At 70.0% G+C, this 19,123-nt stretch carries 15 protein-coding genes; 3 read left to right on the forward strand and 12 right to left on the reverse strand.

Going from position 1 to position 19,123, the window contains the following annotated elements:
* Positions 1-165: 165 nt before the first annotated feature.
* The 7 genes from ACLIME_RS07850 to ACLIME_RS07880 all read right to left on the reverse strand — a co-directional run bounded on the left by ACLIME_RS07850 (position 166) and on the right by ACLIME_RS07880 (position 7,219).
* Entirely contained in the window at positions 166-1,467 is a 1,302-nt protein-coding gene (locus tag ACLIME_RS07850; RefSeq protein WP_411558583.1) for an MFS transporter, read from the reverse strand.
* A 76-nt stretch (positions 1,468-1,543) separates the two neighbouring features.
* Positions 1,544-1,852, reverse strand: a complete 309-nt coding sequence (locus ACLIME_RS07855) for an MTH1187 family thiamine-binding protein (protein ID WP_079707231.1) — start codon at positions 1,850-1,852, stop codon at positions 1,544-1,546.
* A 2-nt stretch (positions 1,853-1,854) separates the two neighbouring features.
* A complete protein-coding gene (locus ACLIME_RS07860; protein WP_411558584.1) occupies positions 1,855-3,084 on the reverse strand; it encodes a glycosyltransferase 87 family protein in 1,230 nt (409 codons plus the stop codon).
* An 89-nt stretch (positions 3,085-3,173) separates the two neighbouring features.
* A complete protein-coding gene (locus ACLIME_RS07865; RefSeq protein WP_411558585.1) occupies positions 3,174-4,715 on the reverse strand; it encodes an FAD-dependent oxidoreductase in 1,542 nt (513 codons plus the stop codon).
* Between the two features lie 58 nt (positions 4,716-4,773).
* A complete protein-coding gene (locus tag ACLIME_RS07870) occupies positions 4,774-5,661 on the reverse strand; it encodes an FAD:protein FMN transferase (protein ID WP_411558586.1) in 888 nt (295 codons plus the stop codon).
* 20 nt (positions 5,662-5,681) lie between these two features.
* Complete coding sequence (locus ACLIME_RS07875; RefSeq protein ID WP_411558587.1) at positions 5,682-6,206, reverse strand: FMN-binding protein; 525 nt, start codon at positions 6,204-6,206, stop codon at positions 5,682-5,684.
* Positions 6,207-6,355: 149 nt separating this feature from the next.
* Positions 6,356-7,219, reverse strand: a complete 864-nt coding sequence (locus ACLIME_RS07880; RefSeq protein ID WP_124769625.1) for an NAD(P)H-hydrate dehydratase — start codon at positions 7,217-7,219, stop codon at positions 6,356-6,358.
* Positions 7,220-7,359: 140 nt separating this feature from the next.
* Between ACLIME_RS07880 and ACLIME_RS07885 the strand changes: the two genes are divergently transcribed.
* Positions 7,360-8,436: an NADH:flavin oxidoreductase/NADH oxidase gene (locus ACLIME_RS07885; protein ID WP_411558588.1), complete on the forward strand. Its 1,077-nt coding sequence runs from the start codon at positions 7,360-7,362 to the stop codon at positions 8,434-8,436.
* A 75-nt stretch (positions 8,437-8,511) separates the two neighbouring features.
* On the opposite strand, the gene ACLIME_RS07890 is transcribed toward ACLIME_RS07885, so the two are convergent.
* The 3 genes from ACLIME_RS07890 to ACLIME_RS07900 form a co-directional block, all read right to left on the reverse strand.
* Positions 8,512-9,561: a hemolysin family protein gene (locus tag ACLIME_RS07890; protein WP_064295254.1), complete on the reverse strand. Its 1,050-nt coding sequence runs from the start codon at positions 9,559-9,561 to the stop codon at positions 8,512-8,514.
* Positions 9,558-10,877 (reverse strand): hemolysin family protein, encoded by a 1,320-nt coding sequence (locus tag ACLIME_RS07895; RefSeq protein ID WP_411558589.1) that lies wholly within the window; start codon positions 10,875-10,877, stop codon positions 9,558-9,560. Before ACLIME_RS07895 ends, ACLIME_RS07890 begins: the two co-directional genes overlap by 4 nt.
* A gap of 149 nt (positions 10,878-11,026) precedes the next feature.
* Positions 11,027-12,340: an MFS transporter gene (locus ACLIME_RS07900; protein WP_159880341.1), complete on the reverse strand. Its 1,314-nt coding sequence runs from the start codon at positions 12,338-12,340 to the stop codon at positions 11,027-11,029.
* A 203-nt stretch (positions 12,341-12,543) separates the two neighbouring features.
* On the opposite strand from ACLIME_RS07900, the gene ACLIME_RS07905 reads away from it, so the two are divergent.
* The gene (locus ACLIME_RS07905; RefSeq protein WP_411558781.1) at positions 12,544-13,389 is read left to right on the forward strand and encodes a LysR substrate-binding domain-containing protein; all 846 of its coding nucleotides are present in this window, start codon (positions 12,544-12,546) and stop codon (positions 13,387-13,389) included.
* A gap of 15 nt (positions 13,390-13,404) precedes the next feature.
* Here the strand turns inward: ACLIME_RS07905 and ACLIME_RS07910 are convergent, their stop codons facing one another.
* Positions 13,405-13,704, reverse strand: a complete 300-nt coding sequence (locus tag ACLIME_RS07910) for a hypothetical protein (RefSeq protein WP_411558590.1) — start codon at positions 13,702-13,704, stop codon at positions 13,405-13,407.
* A gap of 48 nt (positions 13,705-13,752) precedes the next feature.
* On the reverse strand, positions 13,753-15,192 hold the full coding sequence (locus tag ACLIME_RS07915; RefSeq protein WP_411558591.1) for a GuaB1 family IMP dehydrogenase-related protein: 1,440 nt from the start codon (positions 15,190-15,192) through the stop codon (positions 13,753-13,755).
* A gap of 134 nt (positions 15,193-15,326) precedes the next feature.
* Here ACLIME_RS07915 and ACLIME_RS07920 point away from each other — a divergent pair, with 134 nt between their 5' ends.
* On the forward strand, positions 15,327-19,094 hold the full coding sequence (locus ACLIME_RS07920; protein ID WP_411558592.1) for a multifunctional oxoglutarate decarboxylase/oxoglutarate dehydrogenase thiamine pyrophosphate-binding subunit/dihydrolipoyllysine-residue succinyltransferase subunit: 3,768 nt from the start codon (positions 15,327-15,329) through the stop codon (positions 19,092-19,094).
* The last annotated feature ends 29 nt before the right edge of the window (positions 19,095-19,123 follow it).

The following is a 19,123-nucleotide window of genomic DNA, read 5'->3' on the forward strand; positions in this document are numbered from 1 at the left end:
CCAGCGCGGTGCGCTGACGCGAGACCGCATTGTTCGGCGTGAGCGCTACCCGGAGACGTCGGCGCGGGTCTCCGGAGACCCGCGCTCACGCGTGCGGGGTGCGCTCGTGCGAGCGCACCGCGCTGGCACCCCACCCCACGGGCCGGGACGGGCGCCGGGTGTCGGTCAGACGGGGATCGGTGCCGTCGGCGGGTTGCGGTCCGCGATCCGACGATCCTCGGCGTCGTTCGCCCGCAGGAGTTCGCGCCGGAGCTGCCGGCGTTCGACGGAGAAGCTCGTGATGACGATCCCGAGGCCGATCACGGTCAGCACCACACCGGTCCAGACCGGGGCGAGGTAGCCGAGGCCACCGGCGATGACCACACCGCCGAGGAAGGCGCCGAGCGCGTTGCCGATGTTGAGCGCCGAGTGGTTGAGCGCTGCGGCGAGCGACTGGCTGTCGCCGGCGACGTCCATGAGCCTCGTCTGGATGGCCGGACCGAGGCCCTGCGACGCGAAGCCGACCGCGAAGACGAAGAGGAACATGGTCGGGGTCCATGTCGCGGTGAGCGCGAGGGCGGTCAGGACCACGATCATGAGCGCGAAGAAGACGATCAGGGCTCGCTTCACCCCACGGTCCGCGAGATGCCCACCGACCAGGTTGCCGATCGTCATGCCGACCCCCATGGTCGCGAGCGCCCACGGGACGAGCGTCGCCGACTCCCCCGCGACCTCGGTCACCAGGGGCGCGAGATAGCTGTAGACGGCGAAGAGCCCGCCGAACCCGATGGACCCGAACCCAAGCACGAACCACACCTGGCCGCGTCGGAAGACACGGAGTTCCCGACGCATCGTCTGCTGCGGGTTGCCCGCCTGCACCGGCACGGCGAACCAGATGGTCACGGTCGCGAGCGCGAAGATGCCGGTGACGATGAGGTAGGCGGAGCGCCACCCGAACTCCTGGCCCACCCAGGTCGCGAACGGCACGCCCACGACGTTGGCGATCGTCAGCCCGGTCATGACGAGCGCGACGCCCTTGCCGCGCTTCCCGGGCCCCATGAGACTCGCGGCGACGAGGGCCGCCATGCCGAAGTACGCGCCGTGCGGCAGGGCCGCTACGAACCGTGCGAGGAGGACGAGGCCGAAGCTCGGCAGGAGCGCAGACGCGAGCGTGCCGACGGTGAACGCGACGCCGAGCCAGAGCAGGACGGTCTTGCGCCGGTATCGCGCGACGAGCGCGGCGATCGTCGGCGCACCGACCACGACGCCGAGCGCGTACGCCGTGATCAACCAGGCGGCTTGCGCGTTCGCCTGCTCCTGGCTGCGAGCGGCCAGCTCGGGCAGGAGGTCGGTCGCGATGTTCGGCAGCAGACCCATCGCCACGAACTCGGTCGTACCGATGCCGAAGGCCCCGACGGCGAGCGCGAGGATGGCAAGACGAACACGGGTCGGCGACAGCTGCGTCGACCCGTCCAGGATGGTGGGCATGGATCGAGTGTACGGGAATCCTCGAATCGATTCGAGTCCCCGACCGGCGAAACCGGACGACCGCCTCCCGGTGGGCTCAGCCGTCGTTCTCGAGTGCGGCGTCGAGGCGGTCGAGCTTGGCGGTCAGCTCACCCGTGTAGCCGGGACGGATGTCGGCCTTGAGGACGAGCGAGACCCGGCTGCCGTAGGCGCCGACCGCCTCGGTGGCGTCCTTGATGACCGCGAACACCTCGTCCCACTCCCCCTCGATGGTCGTGAACATGGAGTCGGTCCGGTTGGGCAGGCCGGACTCGCGGACGATCCGCACGGCCGCGGCGACCGCGTCGTGGACGGAACCGTCCGAGTTGCCGGAGCCGCTGGGGGCGACGGAGAAGGCGACGAGCATGGTCACTCCTTGTGGGTTCGAGCGGGGACGGGGATGGACACCGACGAGACGTCCTCATCGTGGTGGGACGGGGTGAACAGTGCGTGGACGGCCCAGCCGGCGAGGACCAGGTAGGCGAGGTTGCGGACCGTCAGCACGGTCACGAGGACCGGGTCGACGTTGAGCAACCACAGGTACAGGTAGGGGTAGACGAGCTGCGTGAGCGCGGCGATCATCAGCGCGAGCACGGCCGGCGCGACGAAGCGCCGACGCTGCAGGACGATCCCGAGGATCACCGGTGCAGCCAACCACATCGCGAACTGCGGTGACCCGACCTTGTTGAAGATGATGAGCGTGAGGACGAAGAGGAGCGACAACGGCGCGAGCACCTGCACGAGGGGGCGTCCGGACCGCACCGCGAGCACCCCGAGGAGCACCGCCCCGGCGACGGCGAGGCCGAGCAGCGGCGTCATGACGGCGATCGCCGTGTCGACACCCGGGCCGGTGACCTGGAAGGTCAGGATGTCGCGGTCGTAGTAGACGAAGCTCTGCGGGACACCCAGGACGGCGAGCCACAGGTAGGCGTTGCCGATGGGCGACTCGATCTGAAGACCACGTCCGGTCTGCTCCGTCACGAAGCTGACGGCGTTCGCACCGCCGAGCACGAGGCCGACCCCGAGGACCACGACCGACGTCGCCGCCGCCGCGACCAGGACCTGTCCGCGATGGCGGTGCGCCAGGACGATCGCGCCGATCACGGCCGCCGGCCAGATCTTCATCCAGGCGGCGAGCGTCAGGAGGACGGCGGCGACCCGCGGGCGGCCGGCGACCCAGAGGAGCCCGACGATCGCGATGGGGACGGTCACGGAGTCGATCCGGGCGAGCGCGATCGGTCCGAGCAGGAGGAGGAACGCGAGCCACCACCATGCCGCGATCAGCCGTGGGCGCGAGTGGCCGTTGCCGAGGAGGACCGCGAACGCCCCGGCGTTCATCGCGGTCACCAGCAGGAGCCAGCCGACGCCGTACCCGGCGCTGCCGAGCAGCAGGGGGATCAGCATCGGCACGATCGCGAGGATCGGATAGACCCAGGGCTCGTCGATGGCGGGGATCGGGCCGCCGGACGTCGCCTGTTCGACCCACGGCCGGTACACGAGGACCACGTCGCCGAGCGGGAGGCCCTCCGCCACGAGGCACAGCCAGCCGACGAGGAGGTGCACGAGGCCGAACCCGCACCAGAGGAGCCAACGCCGCATCACGTGGACCATCCTAGGCTCGTGCCGCCGGTGGAACCGGTCCGCCACTCGCTCGACGCCCGAGCGGGTCGGGTCCGCGAGCCTGCTGATCAGTACCCGCTGAAGGCGTCGCTGCGGACGTGTCCGACGCCGATCCCGCGCAGGGCGGGCTTCAGGGCCTCGATCATCGCGGGCGGACCGGAGATGAAGACCTCCCGCTCGGCAAGGTCGGGGACGGCCTCGGCGAGGCGCTCGTGGTCGAGGCGCCCGGGTCCGAGGCCACGCCAGCCGTCCGGCAATCGGACGTCGTCCGTCGGTCCCAGGACGAGCACCGGTGTCCCCCAGGTCTCGAGCTCGGCCGCGTAGGCGAGCTCCTGCGGGTCGGACACGACGTAGACGAGGACGAGGTCGCGCTGGTCGGCACGGAGGTGCAGCCGGGAGAGCTGGCTGACGAACGGGGTGATCCCGATCCCGGCGGCGAGGAGCAGGATCGGCTTGCTCGTGTCCTTCGGCAGGACGAAGTCGCCCCACACGCCGGTCGCCGAGAGGCTCGCGCCGACCGGCAGCACGTTCAGCGCCCGCTTGAAGCTACTGGCCCGCTCGGGTACACGCATGGCCACGCGGATCGTACGGTCGTCGTCGGGTGGCGAGGAGATGCTGAAGACGCGCCTCGAGCCGCGGACGTCGGCTCCGCGGTGCGGCAGCGACAGCTCGAGGTACTGGCCGGCCGCGAACGGGATCGACCGCTTCGAGCTGAACCGGTACTCGACCGCCGTCGGGGTGAGCGCGCGGGTGCCTTCGAGCGTCAGTCGCATCCCCCGACGACGGGCGACGATGAACGCCAGCACGTTGCCCACGATGAGCGCGAGCTCGGGGGTCGACGCCACCTGGCCGAGCGTGAAAGGGATGGAGAACAGCGCCGCGACGATCGCCGCCTCGGCGAGCTGCTGCCAGCGCCGCGGTGGAAGCGTGAGCGGCTCGGTGAGCATGAACGCGGCGAGGAAGAGGATCGGGTAGGACGTGAGCGGAGCCAGCAGTGCCGGTCCCAGCTCTTGACCACCGGTGACGAGCCGGACGGTGACGAGTGCCCAGGACAGCACGATGAAGACGAGCGCCATCGTGAGCCGCTTCGTCCGGACGAGGACGAGGCCGCCGAGGATGACGACACCGGGCAGCAGCCACGGGTTGGCGACCCACCAGACCGACGGTGACACGCCGGGGAGGGTGACGTAGCTCGCCAGCACACTCATCACGAGTGCGGCGATGGCCGCCGGGTTGAGGACGTGTCGGCCCCGGATCGCGAGCAGGTACTTCGACGCCGAGGCGACCGTGGCGGCGAGGGCGATCCAGGCCAGCGCGGTGGGCTCGCTCGTCGGCCACAGGATGAAGAACAGCAGGAGTGAGGTGATGACGGACGACTCGCTGTGCGGCTGCACCTGGAACAACGCGCCGAACAGGCGGTTCGTCAGGTAGCCGACGACGAGCAGCGTGGCCAGGGTGGCGAGGAGCTCGAGCGGCTTGTAGAACACCTGCCCGAACAGCGACAGCACGAAGGCGTAGATCGCGAGGGTGCCGAGTGACAGCGTCACGAGGCGGTACATGGTGACCCGCCCGAGGACGGTGCCGAAGAAGGAGCCGGTGCGGCCGTTCATGTGCGGTCTGCTTTCTGGGAGATGGTGCCGTCCGGGCTCGAGCCCTGTGGCGCGTGACTCAGGTGAAGAGTTCGCCGGGGAATCCGACGGACCGGTCGGTGAGACCGGTCGTGAACATACGGACGCTCTCGAAGGTGAACGCCTCCGCCAGGGTCTCGTGATCGTTGAAGAACAGTGCGGTGGCCAGTCCGTCGGCGACCATCGCGTCCGGGGCGGTGACCCAGGTCGCCGCGACGGTCCTCGTCGGTTCGCCGGTCCGGCCGTCGATGACATGGTGGAGTCCGTCGCCCCAGGCACGACGATTGGTCGCGGAGGCGCACAGGGCGCCGGCGTCGATCGTCGCGACTCCGATGGCCTTGCTGGGATCGTACGGATGCTCGAGCGCGATACGGAGCGGGTCCGCCGGGCGGGACCCGTGCTCGTGACGCAGGTCGCCCGAGGCGTCGACCGTGAAGGACTCGTGACCGTGGCTGCGGAGGAGGTCCGCGACGAGGTCGACGAGCCGCCCCTTGCCGGCCGCACCGATGTCGATCACGAGCGGGAGGCTCGTCTCGAGCACCTCGCCGTCCCACCGGGCCACGTCGTCCCAGTGCGGGGCGGCGACCGCCGGGCCCTGGGGGACGAGCGAGTAGGAGGCGTCGTAGCCGAGCCGTTCGAGCGAGGTGCCGATGAACGGCGTCACGGCCCCGGCGGTGGCATCGTGCAGACGCCGGTACGTGTCGAGCAGTGCGACCGCATCCTCGCGCGCGTCATCGGGGAAGGCGGTCGAGACCGGGCCGGCGGCGAACCGCGCGATGAACGCGTCGTCCCGGAACCTCGACCACGTCCGGTCGAACCGGTCGATACACGCGGCGACGGCCTCAGCGGTCTCAGGCGCGAGCGGGAGAGCCGTATCGAGCTCCCATCCGGTGCCGATCGCCTCGAAGCGCAGTGTCGTCTCGCTCATCGTCGGTCCGGCCCCGCGGCTCAGCCCTTCGCTTCGGTCTTGATCGTGTCGATGGCCGCGTTGAAGCCGCCGCTCGTGAGCGAGGAACCGGCGACCTTGGAGACCTTGAGGCTGTCGATGTCCTTGCCGACCACCTCGGCTGCGATCCCGGAGATGAACTCCGCCTGGTAGCGCTTGCTGTTCGCGCTCTCGGCGTGCGAGACGACGTCGACCGCCGTGACCTTGTCCTCGGCGAGCGTGACGGTCACCGTGATCGACTCGGTGCCGTTCGGCGACTGGTAGCTGCCGTCCGCGGTGTAGGAGCCGTCCTGGTAGTCGGTGGAGCCGGAGCCCGCTGCAGCGTCGGTGGAGGTGGTCGCCTCCGGCGCCGCCGTGCTCTTCGTCTCGGGGGACGTGGTCGTGGTCGAGCTGCCGGCGTCGGCCGCCGAGCAACCGGCCAGGCTGCCGACGAGGGTGAGGCCGGTCAGGGCTGCGAAAGTCGTCTTCTTCGCCGCCACGGACAGGCGTGGCGTGCGGACGGGAGGCTGGGTGGTGGGGTTGCGCATCGTTCAATCTCCTCGGGCGATGTGTGGGCCGCGGTGCGGCGGCCGCCGTGGCGAGGTCTCTGCCGCGGTGGCACCAGTGTCCTGAGCTTCCCTATGGGCGAGCTATGAGCGTTCTGGGAGTTGTCCTTCGTCCACCGATGAACGATCGTTCAGCGCAGGAGACCACCGACGACACCGCGCACCGCTTCGGCCACGTCGAGCGCGGCCAGCGGGCCCTCGGCTGCCGCGGCATCCCCGGCAGCCGCGTGCAGCAGCACCCCGCTGGCGGCGACGCTCGCCAGGCAGCCGGGGTCGGCGAGCACGCGCTCGGCGTTCGTGGCGACGAGCGCACCGATGATGCCGGCCAGGGCGTCGCCGGTGCCGGCGGTCGCGAGCCACGGCGATCCGCCGGAGACCGTGATGGCGTCACCGTCCGGCGCGACCACGTGGGTCGTGCCGCCCTTCAGCACCACGACGATGCCGAGGCGGGCGGCGACGTCGGCCGCGTACGACACCGGGTCGGCACGGATGGCCTCGACCTCGGCCGGGCTCCCCAGGCCGCTCAACATGGTCGCCAGTTCACCGACGTGGGGCGTGGCCACGATGCGCCACGACTCGTCGACACCGAACGCCCGCTGGTGGGCACCTGCGGCGACGCGACGGAGTGAACCGGCATCGGCGACGACCGGCTCGCCCCCGTGCAGGGCGGCGTCGAGCAGGGAGCTCTCCTCTCGGGTCAGCTTGCCGGGGTCCATGCCGGAGCCGATGAGCCACGCCTGCACGCGCCCCTCCGCCGTCACGATCTCGGGGCGGCGCTGCAGCACGAGGTTCGCCGGTCGGTCCGCACCGAGGTACCGGACCATGCCGACGCCGGTGCGGATCGCCGCCTCGACGCCGATCACGGCGGCACCCGGGTAGCGTTCCGATCCGGTCACGACGCCGAGGACGCCCCGGGAGTACTTGTCCGATTCGGCGTCGGGCACGGCGATCCAGTCGCGTGCGTCGGCAGGGGTCCAGAGTCGCGGTTCGGCCATGCCATCACCCTAGGCCAGTCGTCGCGGCGGACTGACGCTGAGCCGTCGATCGTCGGTCATCCTGCAGGCGGGAATCCGAACGCATTCCGGAACGTTGGGCCGGGTGGCGACTCCCGTCGCCCCGAGACCCGAGGAGTTCCGTGCCCCAGCTGTTCGATCCGATCACCATCCGCGACCTCACCATCCCCAACCGCCTGTGGATCGCCCCGATGTGCCAGTACAGCGTCGCCGCCCAGGACGGCGTCCCGACCGACTGGCACCTCGTGCACCTCGGCCAGTTCGCGGCGGGCGGCTTCGGCCTCGTCATCTCGGAGGCGGCGGCGATCAGCCCCGAGGGCCGGATCTCGCCCCAGGACGCAGGCATCTGGAACGACGGACAGCGCGACGCCTGGCGACGGATCACCGCGTTCATCACCGAGCAGGGTTCCGTCCCCGGCATCCAGCTCGCGCACGCCGGCCGGAAGGCCTCAACGTTCGCCCCCTGGGGCACCGACGGTCAGGGCAGCGTCCCGATCGAGGACGGCGGCTGGTCGACCGTCGCCCCGTCGCCCGAGGCCTTCCCGGGCTACGCGGTGCCGGAAGCCCTCGACGATGAGGGCATCGACCGCGTCGTCGACGACTTCCGGGCGGCGGCCGTCCGGTCGGTCGACGCCGGCTTCCAGGTGATCGAACTCCACGCCGCGCACGGCTACCTGCTGCACCAGTTCCTCTCCCCGCTCGTCAACCACCGCGAGGACGGCTACGGCGGCTCGCTCGAGAACCGGGCCAAGCTCCTCCTGCGGGTCGTCGATGCGGTGCGTGAGGTCCTCCCGTCCGGTCTGCCGTTGTTCGTCCGGTTCTCGGCCACGGACTGGGTGGACGACGGATGGGACGAACACCAGACCGCGACCGTCGCCGCCTGGTGCGCCGAGCGCGGGGCCGACTTCTTCGACATCTCCACCGGCGGAGCCGTCGGCGGCGTCCGCATCCCGCTGTCCCCCGGCTACCAGGTCCCGTTCGCGGCGCACATCGGGTCGACGGGTGTCGACACGAGCGCCGTCGGACTCATCACCGACGCCCAGCAGGCCGCGGCCATCGTCGCCGACGGGCAGGCGGAGGCGGTCATGGTCGCCCGCGAGGCGCTCCGTGATCCGCACTTCGCGTTGCGCGCCGCCACCGAGCTCGGTGTGGAGGTGGCCTGGCCGGGCCAGTACGAGCGGGCCAAGCCGCGCGCCTGAGCGCGACCCCGACACGACGACGGCCCGCACGCGATCGCGTGCGGGCCGTCGTCGTGTCCGTGCTCCGGCGTCCGATCAGCGACGCCGGGTGGCGTCCTGGACCTCGCCGACGAGCTCCTCGATGATGTCCTCGAGGAAGAGGACCCCGGTGGTGGCGCCCGCTTCGTCGAACACCCGGGCGACATGTGCCCCCGAGCGGCGCATCGTGGTCAGCGCGTCCTCGACGTCCGAGTCCTCGAACACCGACACCAGCTGCCTGATGTGCTTCGCGGGCACCGGGCGCTCCTCGTCGCCACTGCCGTCGAGGTCGTCGTACCGCAGGACGTCCTTCAGGTGCAGGTAGCCGATCGGCACCGACTCGTCGTCGACGATCACGTAGCGGGAGTAGCCGTACTTGGCGACGGCGCGCTCCACGTCCGAGGGGGTGGCCTCCTCCGTCAGCGTGATGAGGCTCCCGAGCGGCAGGGCCACGTCGTGGACCTTCTTCTCGGTGAACTCGAACGCCGCCACGAGCGCACCCGTCGAGTCGGTGAGCACACCCTCGCGGGTGGACTGGTCGACGATGGTCGCCACCTCGTCGAGCGTGAAGGCACTGGCAGCCTCGTTCTTCGGCTCCACCCGGAACAGACGGAGGACGGCGTTCGCGGTCGCGTTGAGGGACACGATGATCGGACGGAAGACGCGCGCCACGAAGACGAGCGGCGGAGCGAGCAGCAGGACCGCACGATCCGGGATCGAGAAGGAGAGGTTCTTCGGGACCATCTCGCCGAAGACCACGTGGAGGTAGGAGACGAGCAGCAGCGCGATGATGAACGCCACCGTGCCGATGGTCTCCTCGGGCCAGCCGGTGAGCGCCAACGGCACCTCCAGCAGGTGGTGGATCGCCGGCTCGGAGACGTTCAGGATGAGCAGCGAGCAGACGGTGATGCCCAACTGACTCGTCGCCAACATGAGCGTGGCGTGTTCCATGGCCCACAGCGCGGTCTTGGCGCTCCGGCTCCCCTGCTCGGCGAGGGGTTCGATCTGCGACCGACGCGCGGAGATGACCGCGAACTCGGCACCGACGAAGAAGGCGTTCGCGAGCAGCAGCACCACGAGCCAGGCGATTCCTGCCCAGTCGCTCATACGTCACCACCGTCCTCCGACACGACGGGTCTCGGGGTGAATCGGATCCGATCGATCCGTCGGCCGTCGAGTCGCTCGACGCGGAGCGTGCCGTCCTCGAGCTCGAGCTCGTCGCCCGAGACCGCGAGTCGTCCGAGCTCGCTCATGACGTAGCCCGCGACCGTCTCGTACGGACCGTCTTCGGGGACACGCACGCCGGCGCGCTCGAGGAGCTCGTCGGGACGGAGGCTGCCCGGGAAGGTCGTGGAGTCGCGTCCGCGGACCACCCCGGCACGCGAACGGTCGTGCTCGTCGGCGACCTCGCCCACGAGTTCCTCGACGAGGTCCTCGAGGGTGGTCACGCCGGCGGTGCCGCCGTACTCGTCGACCACGACGGCCATCTGGTAGCCGCGTCCGCGCAGCTGCGAGAGCAGTACGTCCAGCTTCATCGTCTCGGGGACACGCAGGGCCGGCGATTGCAGGGCCGAGACGGGCACCTCGCCGCGTCGGTCGCGCGGGACCGCGATGGCCTGCTTCACATGCACGACGCCGGTGATGTCGTCGACGTCGGCATCGGTGACCGGGAAGCGCGAGTGGCCGGTCGACCTCGCGAGGGCGAGCACCGCCTGGGCGGGTTCGCCGCGCTGGATCGACGCGATGCGCGGCCTGGGCGTCATGACGTCCGACGCATCGTGGCTCGAGAAGCGGAGGGTGCGGTTGAGCAGGGTCGCGGTGTCGGCCTCGAGTGTGCCCTCGAGCGCCGATCGACGCACGAGGGACGACAGCTCCTCGGCCGTCCGGGCTCCCGACAGCTCCTCCTTGGGCTCGATGCCCATCGACCGCAGCAAGCCGTTGGCGCTGCCGTTGAGGACGACGATGGCGGGCTTGAACACCCAGGTGAAGGCCGTCTGGAACGGGACGACGAACTTGGCCGTCTGTCGGGGCAGCGCGAGCGCGAAGTTCTTCGGGACGAGCTCGCCGATGATCATGCTGAGCAGCGTGGCGAGGGTGATCGCGACGATCGTCGCTACGATGGCGACGACGCCCTCGGGGATCCCGATGGAGCCGAGTGGACCGGCGAGCATCGACGACAGCGCCGGCTCCATGGTGTACCCGGTGAGGAGCGTGGTCAGGGTGATCCCGAGCTGCGCGCTCGACAGGTGCGTCGAGGTGATCTTGAGCGCTGCGATCGTCATCGTCAGGCGGGTCTCGCCACGGTCGCGGCGGGCCTCGAGGTCGGCGCGGTCGAGGTTCACGAGCGCGAACTCGGAGGCGACGAAGAAGCCCGTCCCGATGGTCAGTACGAGGCCGACGCCGAGCATGATCCACTCAGACATGACGATCCCGTCCGTGCTGAGCGGTCGATGCCGGAGTGGGGGTTCCGTCGCCCGGGTGGGCGGTCGTCGCCCGTGATCGGGTCAGCACGGGGCTGGGATGGTGGCCGGGGGATCTGTCTGAAGGAGGGTCGTCCATTGTGCGGACGAGTCTATCGGACATCCGCGGCTGTGGACCCCGGATTTCCGGGGTTCTTCTCAGCCTCCGCGAGACGCCGGCGCTCCTCGGCCGCGCGACGCTTCCGACGCCGCAGGAGGAGGAACCGCACGCCGATGCACGCCGCGGCGAGCGCCGGGACCCCACCCGAAACGATCATGCCCACGTGTGCCCCGGCGACCTCGACGAGCCACCCCATGAGCGGACCGCCGATCGACTGTCCGCCGAGCAGCACCAGGATGTACAGCGACATCACCCGGCCACGGATCGCCATGTTGGACGACAGCTGGACGAGTGAGTTCGCCGCCGTGATGAAGAGGAGGTTCGCGACCCCGCCCGCGACGAGCAGGAGGGCGAAGGGGAGGAGCACGGGCATCGCCCCGGCGGCCGCCTGCAGGACGCCGACCGCCGCCGCCGCGACGATCACGATGCGCAGGTCCACACCCCCGCGCCGCGTCGACGCGAGTGCACCGGTCAGCGCGCCGACGGCGACGAGGGCGTTGAGGAACCCGTAGCCGCTCGCGCCGATGTCGAAGACGTCCGAGGCGTAGGCGGCGAGCAGGACCGGCAGGTTGAACGCGAACACCGACATGAACGCGACCATGATGACCGTCCACCGGATGGCCGGCTTCCGCATGGCGTACCCGAGTCCCTCCTTGAGCTGGCCCTTCGCCTTCGCGACGACCGGCGTCGGGACGAGTTCCGAGACACGCATGAGCGCCAGGGTGAGCACGACGCCGGAGCAGGCGAGGGCGTTGATCGCGAAGGACCACCCGGAACCGACGGCGGTGATGAGGACACCACCGACGGCCGGACCGACGAGCTGGCCGAGCTGGAAGACGGCGGAGTTGAGGCTGATGGCGTTCCGCAGTCTCGCCGGGCCCACGAGCTCGTTCACGAACACCTGCCTCGCCGGGTTGTCGACGACGGTGACGAGACCGAGCATGAAGGCGATGACGTAGATGTGCCACACCTCGACCGCGCCGCTGAGCGTCAGGATCGACAGCGCGACCGCGAGGACGGCGGCGAGCGACTGCGTGATCATGAGCAGCACGCGCTTGGAGTAGCGGTCCGCGATCACGCCGCCGAGCAGCCCGAACAGCAGCATGGGCGCGAACTGCATGGCGACTGTGATCCCGACGGCGGCGACGCTGCCGGAGAGCTCGAGGACGAGCCAGTCCTGCGCGATGCGCTGCATCCCGATCGCGGTCGTCGCGACGATGTGCCCGATCGTGAAGAGTCGGAAGTTCGGGACGCGGAGCGAGGAGAAGGTGTCCCGCCAGGCGGGACGCTCCCCCACGATCGGCATGGGGGCGGTGGGCGGTGGTGGAGCGACGGCGGTGTCGGATGGAGGGGTCACGGAGAGGGCCAGCGTTTCGTATGTCGAGTGCGTGTCGTATGGGTGGAGCCGCGGAGGCCGTCGGCTCCCTTCCACGCTATTGCCGACGCGACCATTTCCGAGCAGGATGATCCCTATCAGTCCTATTCGATTCCCGAATGATCGGCTCACGCATGTTCGACCCCGCCCTGCTGCGCACCTTCCTGGCCGTCGCCGAGACGAAGAACTTCACGCGCGCCGCCGCGCAGCTCGGGTTGAGCCAGCCGACGGTCAGTCAGCAGATCCGACGGCTCGAGGAGGCTGCCGGCCGGTGGCTCGTCGTCCGGGACACGAGAGCGGTCCGCCTGACCGACAACGGTGACGCGATGGCCGGGTTCGCGCGCACCATCCTCGCTGCACACGCCTCGGCGGAGAGCTACTTCACCGGCTCGGCGATGAGCGGTCGCCTCCGCTTCGGGGCCGCCGACGACCTCGCGATGACCCAGCTCCCCCGGATCCTGCGCCACTTCCGCCAGGGTCACCCGCAGCTGAACCTCGAACTCACCGTGAACCAGAGCGGGCCGCTCTACCGTCGGCTGAAGGCGGGCGCCCTCGACCTCATCTTCATCAAGATGCGCCCCGGCCAGAACGAGGGCAAGCTCGTGCGGACCGACTCGATGGTCTGGGTCGGTCTCGAGAAGACCACGATCGAGCCGGGCCAGCCCGTCCCCCTCATCGCCTATCAGGACCCGAGTCTCTCCCGGCAGCTGGCGATCGACGCCCTGGAGGACGCCGGGCGCACCTGGCGGATCACCTGCAGCACCCGTGAGGTGAACGGCGTGCTCGCGGCGGTGCGGGCCGGGCTCGGTGTCGCGGTTTTCCCGCGCAGCCTGATCCCGAGCGACCTCGTCATGCTCAGCAACCGGCTGGAACTCCCGACCCTGGGCGGCGTCGACTTCACCCTGCTCGCGAACCCGTTGGCGGCGGCCGGCCCGGTGGAGGCTCTCTCCTCGGCCATCATGGACCGGTCGCTCGCCTGAACGAGCACGCGGCGGTCAGGCGTCGACGGACTCCGACGCCTCGGCGAAGGGTGCGGGGATGAGATAGGTCTCGCGGACCTCGGCCGATTCGTGCGGGCCGCTGCCGTCGGGCGGCGTGAAGGGTTCGTCGAACTCGACGATCCAGGTCGTCAGCTGTTCGGTCCACACCGAGACGAACGCCGCGGCACGCTGGCGGCCGGGCGCGACGATGACCCCGGAGGCACGCTCCCCCGTCGAGGGATCGGATCCCGGGTCCACGAGCACGAGGACCTGCATGCCGACACCGAACCCGTGCGTCCCACCGTTCACCACCATGGGCCCATCATCCCACCGCGGTCGTGCGAGCCGCACCAGCACCGCGGCTCACCAGGAGACGGGCAGCGCCTTGCCCTCCTCGTACCCGGCGGCCGACTGGACGCCGACGATGGCGCGCTCGTGGAAGCCGGGGACCGAGTCGGCACCCGCGTAGGTGAACGACGAGCGCACCCCGGCGGTGATCATGTCGAGGAGGTCCTCGACCGAGGGCCGGAGCGGATCGATCGTGATGCGGGAGGACGAGATACCCTCGGCGAAGAGCGTCTTCCGCGCGAGTTCGAACGGGTCGAGTCGGCCGAAGCGCTCGTGCACGGCCTTGGTCGACGCCATGCCCCAGCTCTCCTTGTAGAGCGACCCGTCGGCGGCGCGCTGCAGTTCACCGGGGGCTTCGATCGTGCCGGCGAACCAGGAACCGATCATGACCGAGGACGCGCCGGCCGCGAGGGCGAGGGCGACGTCGCGGGGGTAGCGGACACCACCGTCCGCCCAGACCTTCGCGCCGAGCGCGCGGGCGGTCGCGGCCGTCTCGAGCACGGCCGAGAACTGCGGACGCCCGACCGCCGTCATCATCCGCGTGGTGCACATCGCACCGGGTCCGACACCGACCTTGAGGATGTCCGCACCGGCGTCGACGAGGTCCTGCACCGCGACGGCGGACACGACGTTGCCGGCGACGATCGGGAGGCCGAGACCGAGGGCACGGACGGCCGCGATCGCCCGGAGCATGCCCTCCTGGTGCCCGTGGGCGGTGTCGATCACGAGGACGTCCACCCCGGCGGCGGCGAGCGCCCGCGCCTTCACGGCGACATCGCCGTTGATGCCGATCGCCGCGGCGACCCGCAGTCGGCCCGACGCGTCGAGCGCCGGCGGGTAGATGGTCGACCGGAGCGCGCTCGTCCGGCTGAGGGTGCCGACGACGGCGCCGTGGTGCAGCACGGGCGCGAACTCGAGGTCGGCGGCGACCATGAGGTCGAACGCGGCCCGGCCACCGGTCACGTCGTCGGCGTCGATCGAGGCGAGCGACCCGCGAGCGAGGTCGCCGAGCCGTGCGTCGGGCAGCGCCGTGGCGAGACGTGCGGCCGGGATGCAGCCGGCGAAGGCGTCGCGCTCGTCGTGGAGCACGATGCCGTGACCGGCGACCGCGGGGATGAGGCGCAGTGCGTCGGCCGCGGTCTGATCGGCGCGCATGATCAGCGGGGTGTCGAAGGCGACCGGCTGCTCCTTGACCCAGCGGATCGCCGCGTCGAGCTCTTGGAGCGGCATGTCCTGCGGCAGGACGCCGAGTCCGCCGCGCCGCGCCAGTGCCGCCGCGAGGCGTGGCCCGGTGACGGAGTTCATGTTGGCGGAGACGATCGGGATCGTGGCGCCGGTGCCGTCGTCCGGAGCCAGGTCGACGTCGAGTCGACTCGTGATCCCGGAGCGGCTGGGGACGAGGAACACGTCCGAGTACGTCAGGTCGTGGCTGGGAATCTCACCGATGAACCGCATGAGAACACCGTATCCCGACCGGCGTCCGAGCCGCACCGACGACGGAATGGGTTTAGGCTTGATGACTGGATCGTGCGGGCATGTTCCCTGCCTGCAAACAGTGAGAATTCAACGGAGAGAGTGGGCGATCGACGGTGTCGAGCCAGATGACCGGAGTGGGCGCCGATGACGGCGCAACGAACGAATTCGGAGCCAATGAATGGCTCGTCGACGAGATGTACGAGCAGTACCTCGTCGACAAGGATTCCGTGGACCGCTCCTGGTGGCCGATCCTCGAGCACTACCGGCCGGTGAACGGCGCAGCCCAGGGAACGACGGGCGGCCAGTCGGACGACGGTGCGGCGTCCGCCGGCACCACGGCGTCGGCCCCCGCCCCCGCGTCGGCGGACGAGGCGGCCCGGGTCAACCCGCCGACGGCCCCGATCCAGGTCATCGGCGCGCAGCCGGTCGCCCGCACCACCTCGGTCCAGGCGAAGCCGGCCCCGATTCCGGCCGACGCCCCGATGACGAGCCCGAACCAGGTCCAGCAGCCGAAGAGCGACCAGACCGAACCCGCTCCGGAGGACGTCGACAAGGTCACCGTGCTGAAGGGCATGGCCAAGTCGCTCGCCACCAACATGGACGCGAGCCTGACGGTCCCGACCGCGACGAGCGTGCGCACCATCCCGGCGAAGCTGATGATCGACAACCGCATCGTCATCAACAACCACCTGAAGCGCGCAAGAGGCGGCAAGGTCAGCTTCACCCACCTCATCGGCTGGGCCCTCATCCAGGCGTTGAAGGACTTCCCGAGCCAGAACGTCTACTACGAGGAGACCGACGGCAAGCCCACGGTCGTCGCCCCGGCGCACATCAACCTCGGCATCGCCATCGACCTCCCGAAGCCCGACGGCTCCCGCGCCCTCATGGTGCCGGGCATCAAGCGCGCCGACACCCTCACCTTCAACGAGTACCTCTCGGCCTACGAGGACCTCGTGACCCGTGCCCGCAAGGGCAAGCTCACCGGAGCCGACTTCCAGGGCGTCACGATCTCGCTCACGAACCCCGGTGGCATCGGGACCGTGCACTCGGTCCCCCGTCTCATGAAGGGCCAGGGCTGCATCATCGGCGCCGGCGCCCTCGAGTACCCGGCCGAGTTCCAGGGCGCCTCCGAGCGCACGCTCAACGAGCTGGCGATCGGCAAGACGATCACGCTCACGAGCACCTACGACCACCGCGTCATCCAGGGTGCCGGCTCGGGCGAGTTCCTCAAGGTCGTCCACGAGCTGCTCATCGGCAGCCGCAGCTTCTACCAGGACATCTTCGCCGCGCTCCGCATCCCGTACGACCCGATCCACTGGTCGCCCGACATCAGCGTCGACCTCGCCGACGCCGTCGACAAGACCGCCCGCGTCCAGGAGCTCATCAACGCGTTCCGCGTCCGCGGCCACCTCATGGCCGACATCGACCCGCTGGAGTACGTGCAGCGCTCGCACCCCGACCTCGAGATCGAGACCCACGGCCTGACCTTCTGGGACCTCGACCGCGAGTTCGTCACTGGCGCGTTCGGCTCGGCCCGCACGGCCAAGCTGCGCGACATCCTCGGCGTCCTCCGCGACTCGTACTGCCGCACCACGGGCATCGAGTACATGCACATCCAGGACCCCGCGCAGCGCAAGTGGATCCAGAGCAAGGTCGAGCGCAAGTACGAGAAGCCGACGCACGACGAGCAGATGCGCATCCTCGGGAAGCTCAACGAGGCCGAGGCCTTCGAGACCTTCCTGCAGACGAAGTACGTCGGCCAGAAGCGCTTCAGCCTCGAAGGCGGCGAGTCCACCATCGCCCTCCTCGACACCATCCTCCAGGGTGCGTCGCAGGCCCAGCTCGACGAGGTCGCGATCGGTATGGCCCACCGCGGCCGTCTCAACGTCCTCACGAACATCGCCGGCAAGACGTACGGTCAGATCTTCCGCGAGTTCGAGGGAACGCAGGACCCTGCGAGCCACGGTTCCGGCGACGTGAAGTACCACCTCGGCACCGAGGGCACCTTCAAGGCCGAGGACGGCCGCGAGATCCCGGTCTACCTGGCAGCGAACCCCTCGCACCTCGAGGCCGTCAACGGCGTGCTCGAGGGCATCGTCCGCGCGAAGCAGGACCGCGGGCCGATCGGCGCGTTCGGCACCCTCCCGATCCTCATCCACGGCGACGCGGCGATGGCGGGGCAGGGCGTCGTCCTCGAGACGATGCAGCTGTCGCAGCTCCGCGGCTACCGCACGGGCGGTACGGTCCACGTGGTCATCAACAACCAGGTCGGCTTCACCACGCCTCCTGGCGAGGGCCGCTCCTCCATCTACAACACCGACGTCGCGAAGACCATCCAGGCGCCGATCTTCCACGTGAACGGCGACGACCCCGAGGCCGTCGTGCGGGTCGCGGAGCTGGCCTTCGAATACCGCCAGGAGTTCAAGCGCGACGTCGTCATCGACCTCGTGTGCTACCGCCGACGCGGCCACAACGAGGGCGACGACCCGTCGATGACGCAGCCGCTCATGTACAGCCTCATCGAGGCCAAGCGCTCCGTGCGCAAGCTGTACACCGAGGCGCTCGTCGGCCGCGGCGACATCACCGAGGAGGAGTACGAGGCCGCGCACCGCGACTTCCAGGACCGCCTCGAACGCGCCTTCATGGAGACGCACGCCGAGCAGACCTCGCCGACGCCGATCCCGACCGAGGTCCTCGACGAGGACGGCTACTCCGGCGAACTCGAGACGACCGGCGTCTCCGAGGGCGTCGTGCAGCTCATCGGCGACGCGTTCAACAACAAGCCCGCCGGGTTCACCGTGCACCCGAAGGTGCAGCAGCTCCTCGAGAAGCGTCTCGACATGAGCCGCAACGGCAACATCGACTGGGGCTTCGGAGAACTGCTCGCACTCGGATCGGTACTCATCGAGGGCACCCCGGTGCGGATGTCCGGACAGGACTCCCGCCGCGGCACCTTCGTGCAGCGTCACGCCGTCCTCCACGACCGGGTCAACGGCCAGGAGTGGCTGCCGCTCGCGAACCTCAGCGACAACCAGGCCCGCTTCTGGATCTACGACTCGCTCCTCAGCGAGTACGCGGTCATGGGCTTCGAGTACGGCTACTCGGTCGAACGTGCCGACGCGCTCGTGCTGTGGGAGGCGCAGTTCGGCGACTTCACCAACGGCGCGCAGACGATCATCGACGAGTTCATCTCCTCCGCCGAGCAGAAGTGGTCGCAGCGGTCGAGTGTCACGCTCCTCCTCCCCCACGGCTACGAAGGCCAGGGCCCCGACCACTCGTCCGCGCGGATCGAGCGGTTCCTGCAGCTCTGCGCCGAGGACAACATGACCGTCGCCCGGCCGTCGACCCCCGCGTCGTACTTCCACCTCCTGCGTCGCCAGGCGTACGCCCGCCCGCGTCGGCCGCTCGTCGTCTTCACCCCGAAGGCGATGCTGCGTCTGCGTGGCGCGACCAGCCCGGTGGCGGACTTCACCTCCGGCCGCTTCGAGCCGGTGATCGACGATGCACGGATCACCGACAAGGCCGCGGTCAAGCGGGTGCTCCTGCACTCCGGGAAGATCCACTACGACCTCCTCAGCGAGCTGCAGAAGCAGCCGAACGACGAGATCGCCCTCGTCCGCGTCGAGCAGTTCTACCCGGTCCCGGTGGCCGAGCTGAACACCGTGGTCGCGCAGTACCCGAACGCCGAACTGGTGTGGGTACAGGACGAGCCGGAGAACCAGGGCGCGTGGCCGTTCATCTGCCTGGAGGCCGCCAAGCACCTCGAGGGTCGGACGATCCGCAACGTGTCGCGCGCCGCGTCCGCCTCCCCCGCCACGGGTTCGGCGAAGCGTCACGCCGCCGAGCAGGCGGAGCTCCTCCGCACCGCGCTGGCGCTCTGACCTCAGCCGCACGACCGACGACCGCCTGT

Source organism: Plantibacter sp. MPB07 (genome assembly GCF_046619465.1).
In the GTDB taxonomy this organism is placed as follows: Bacteria; Actinomycetota; Actinomycetes; order Actinomycetales; family Microbacteriaceae; genus Plantibacter; species Plantibacter auratus.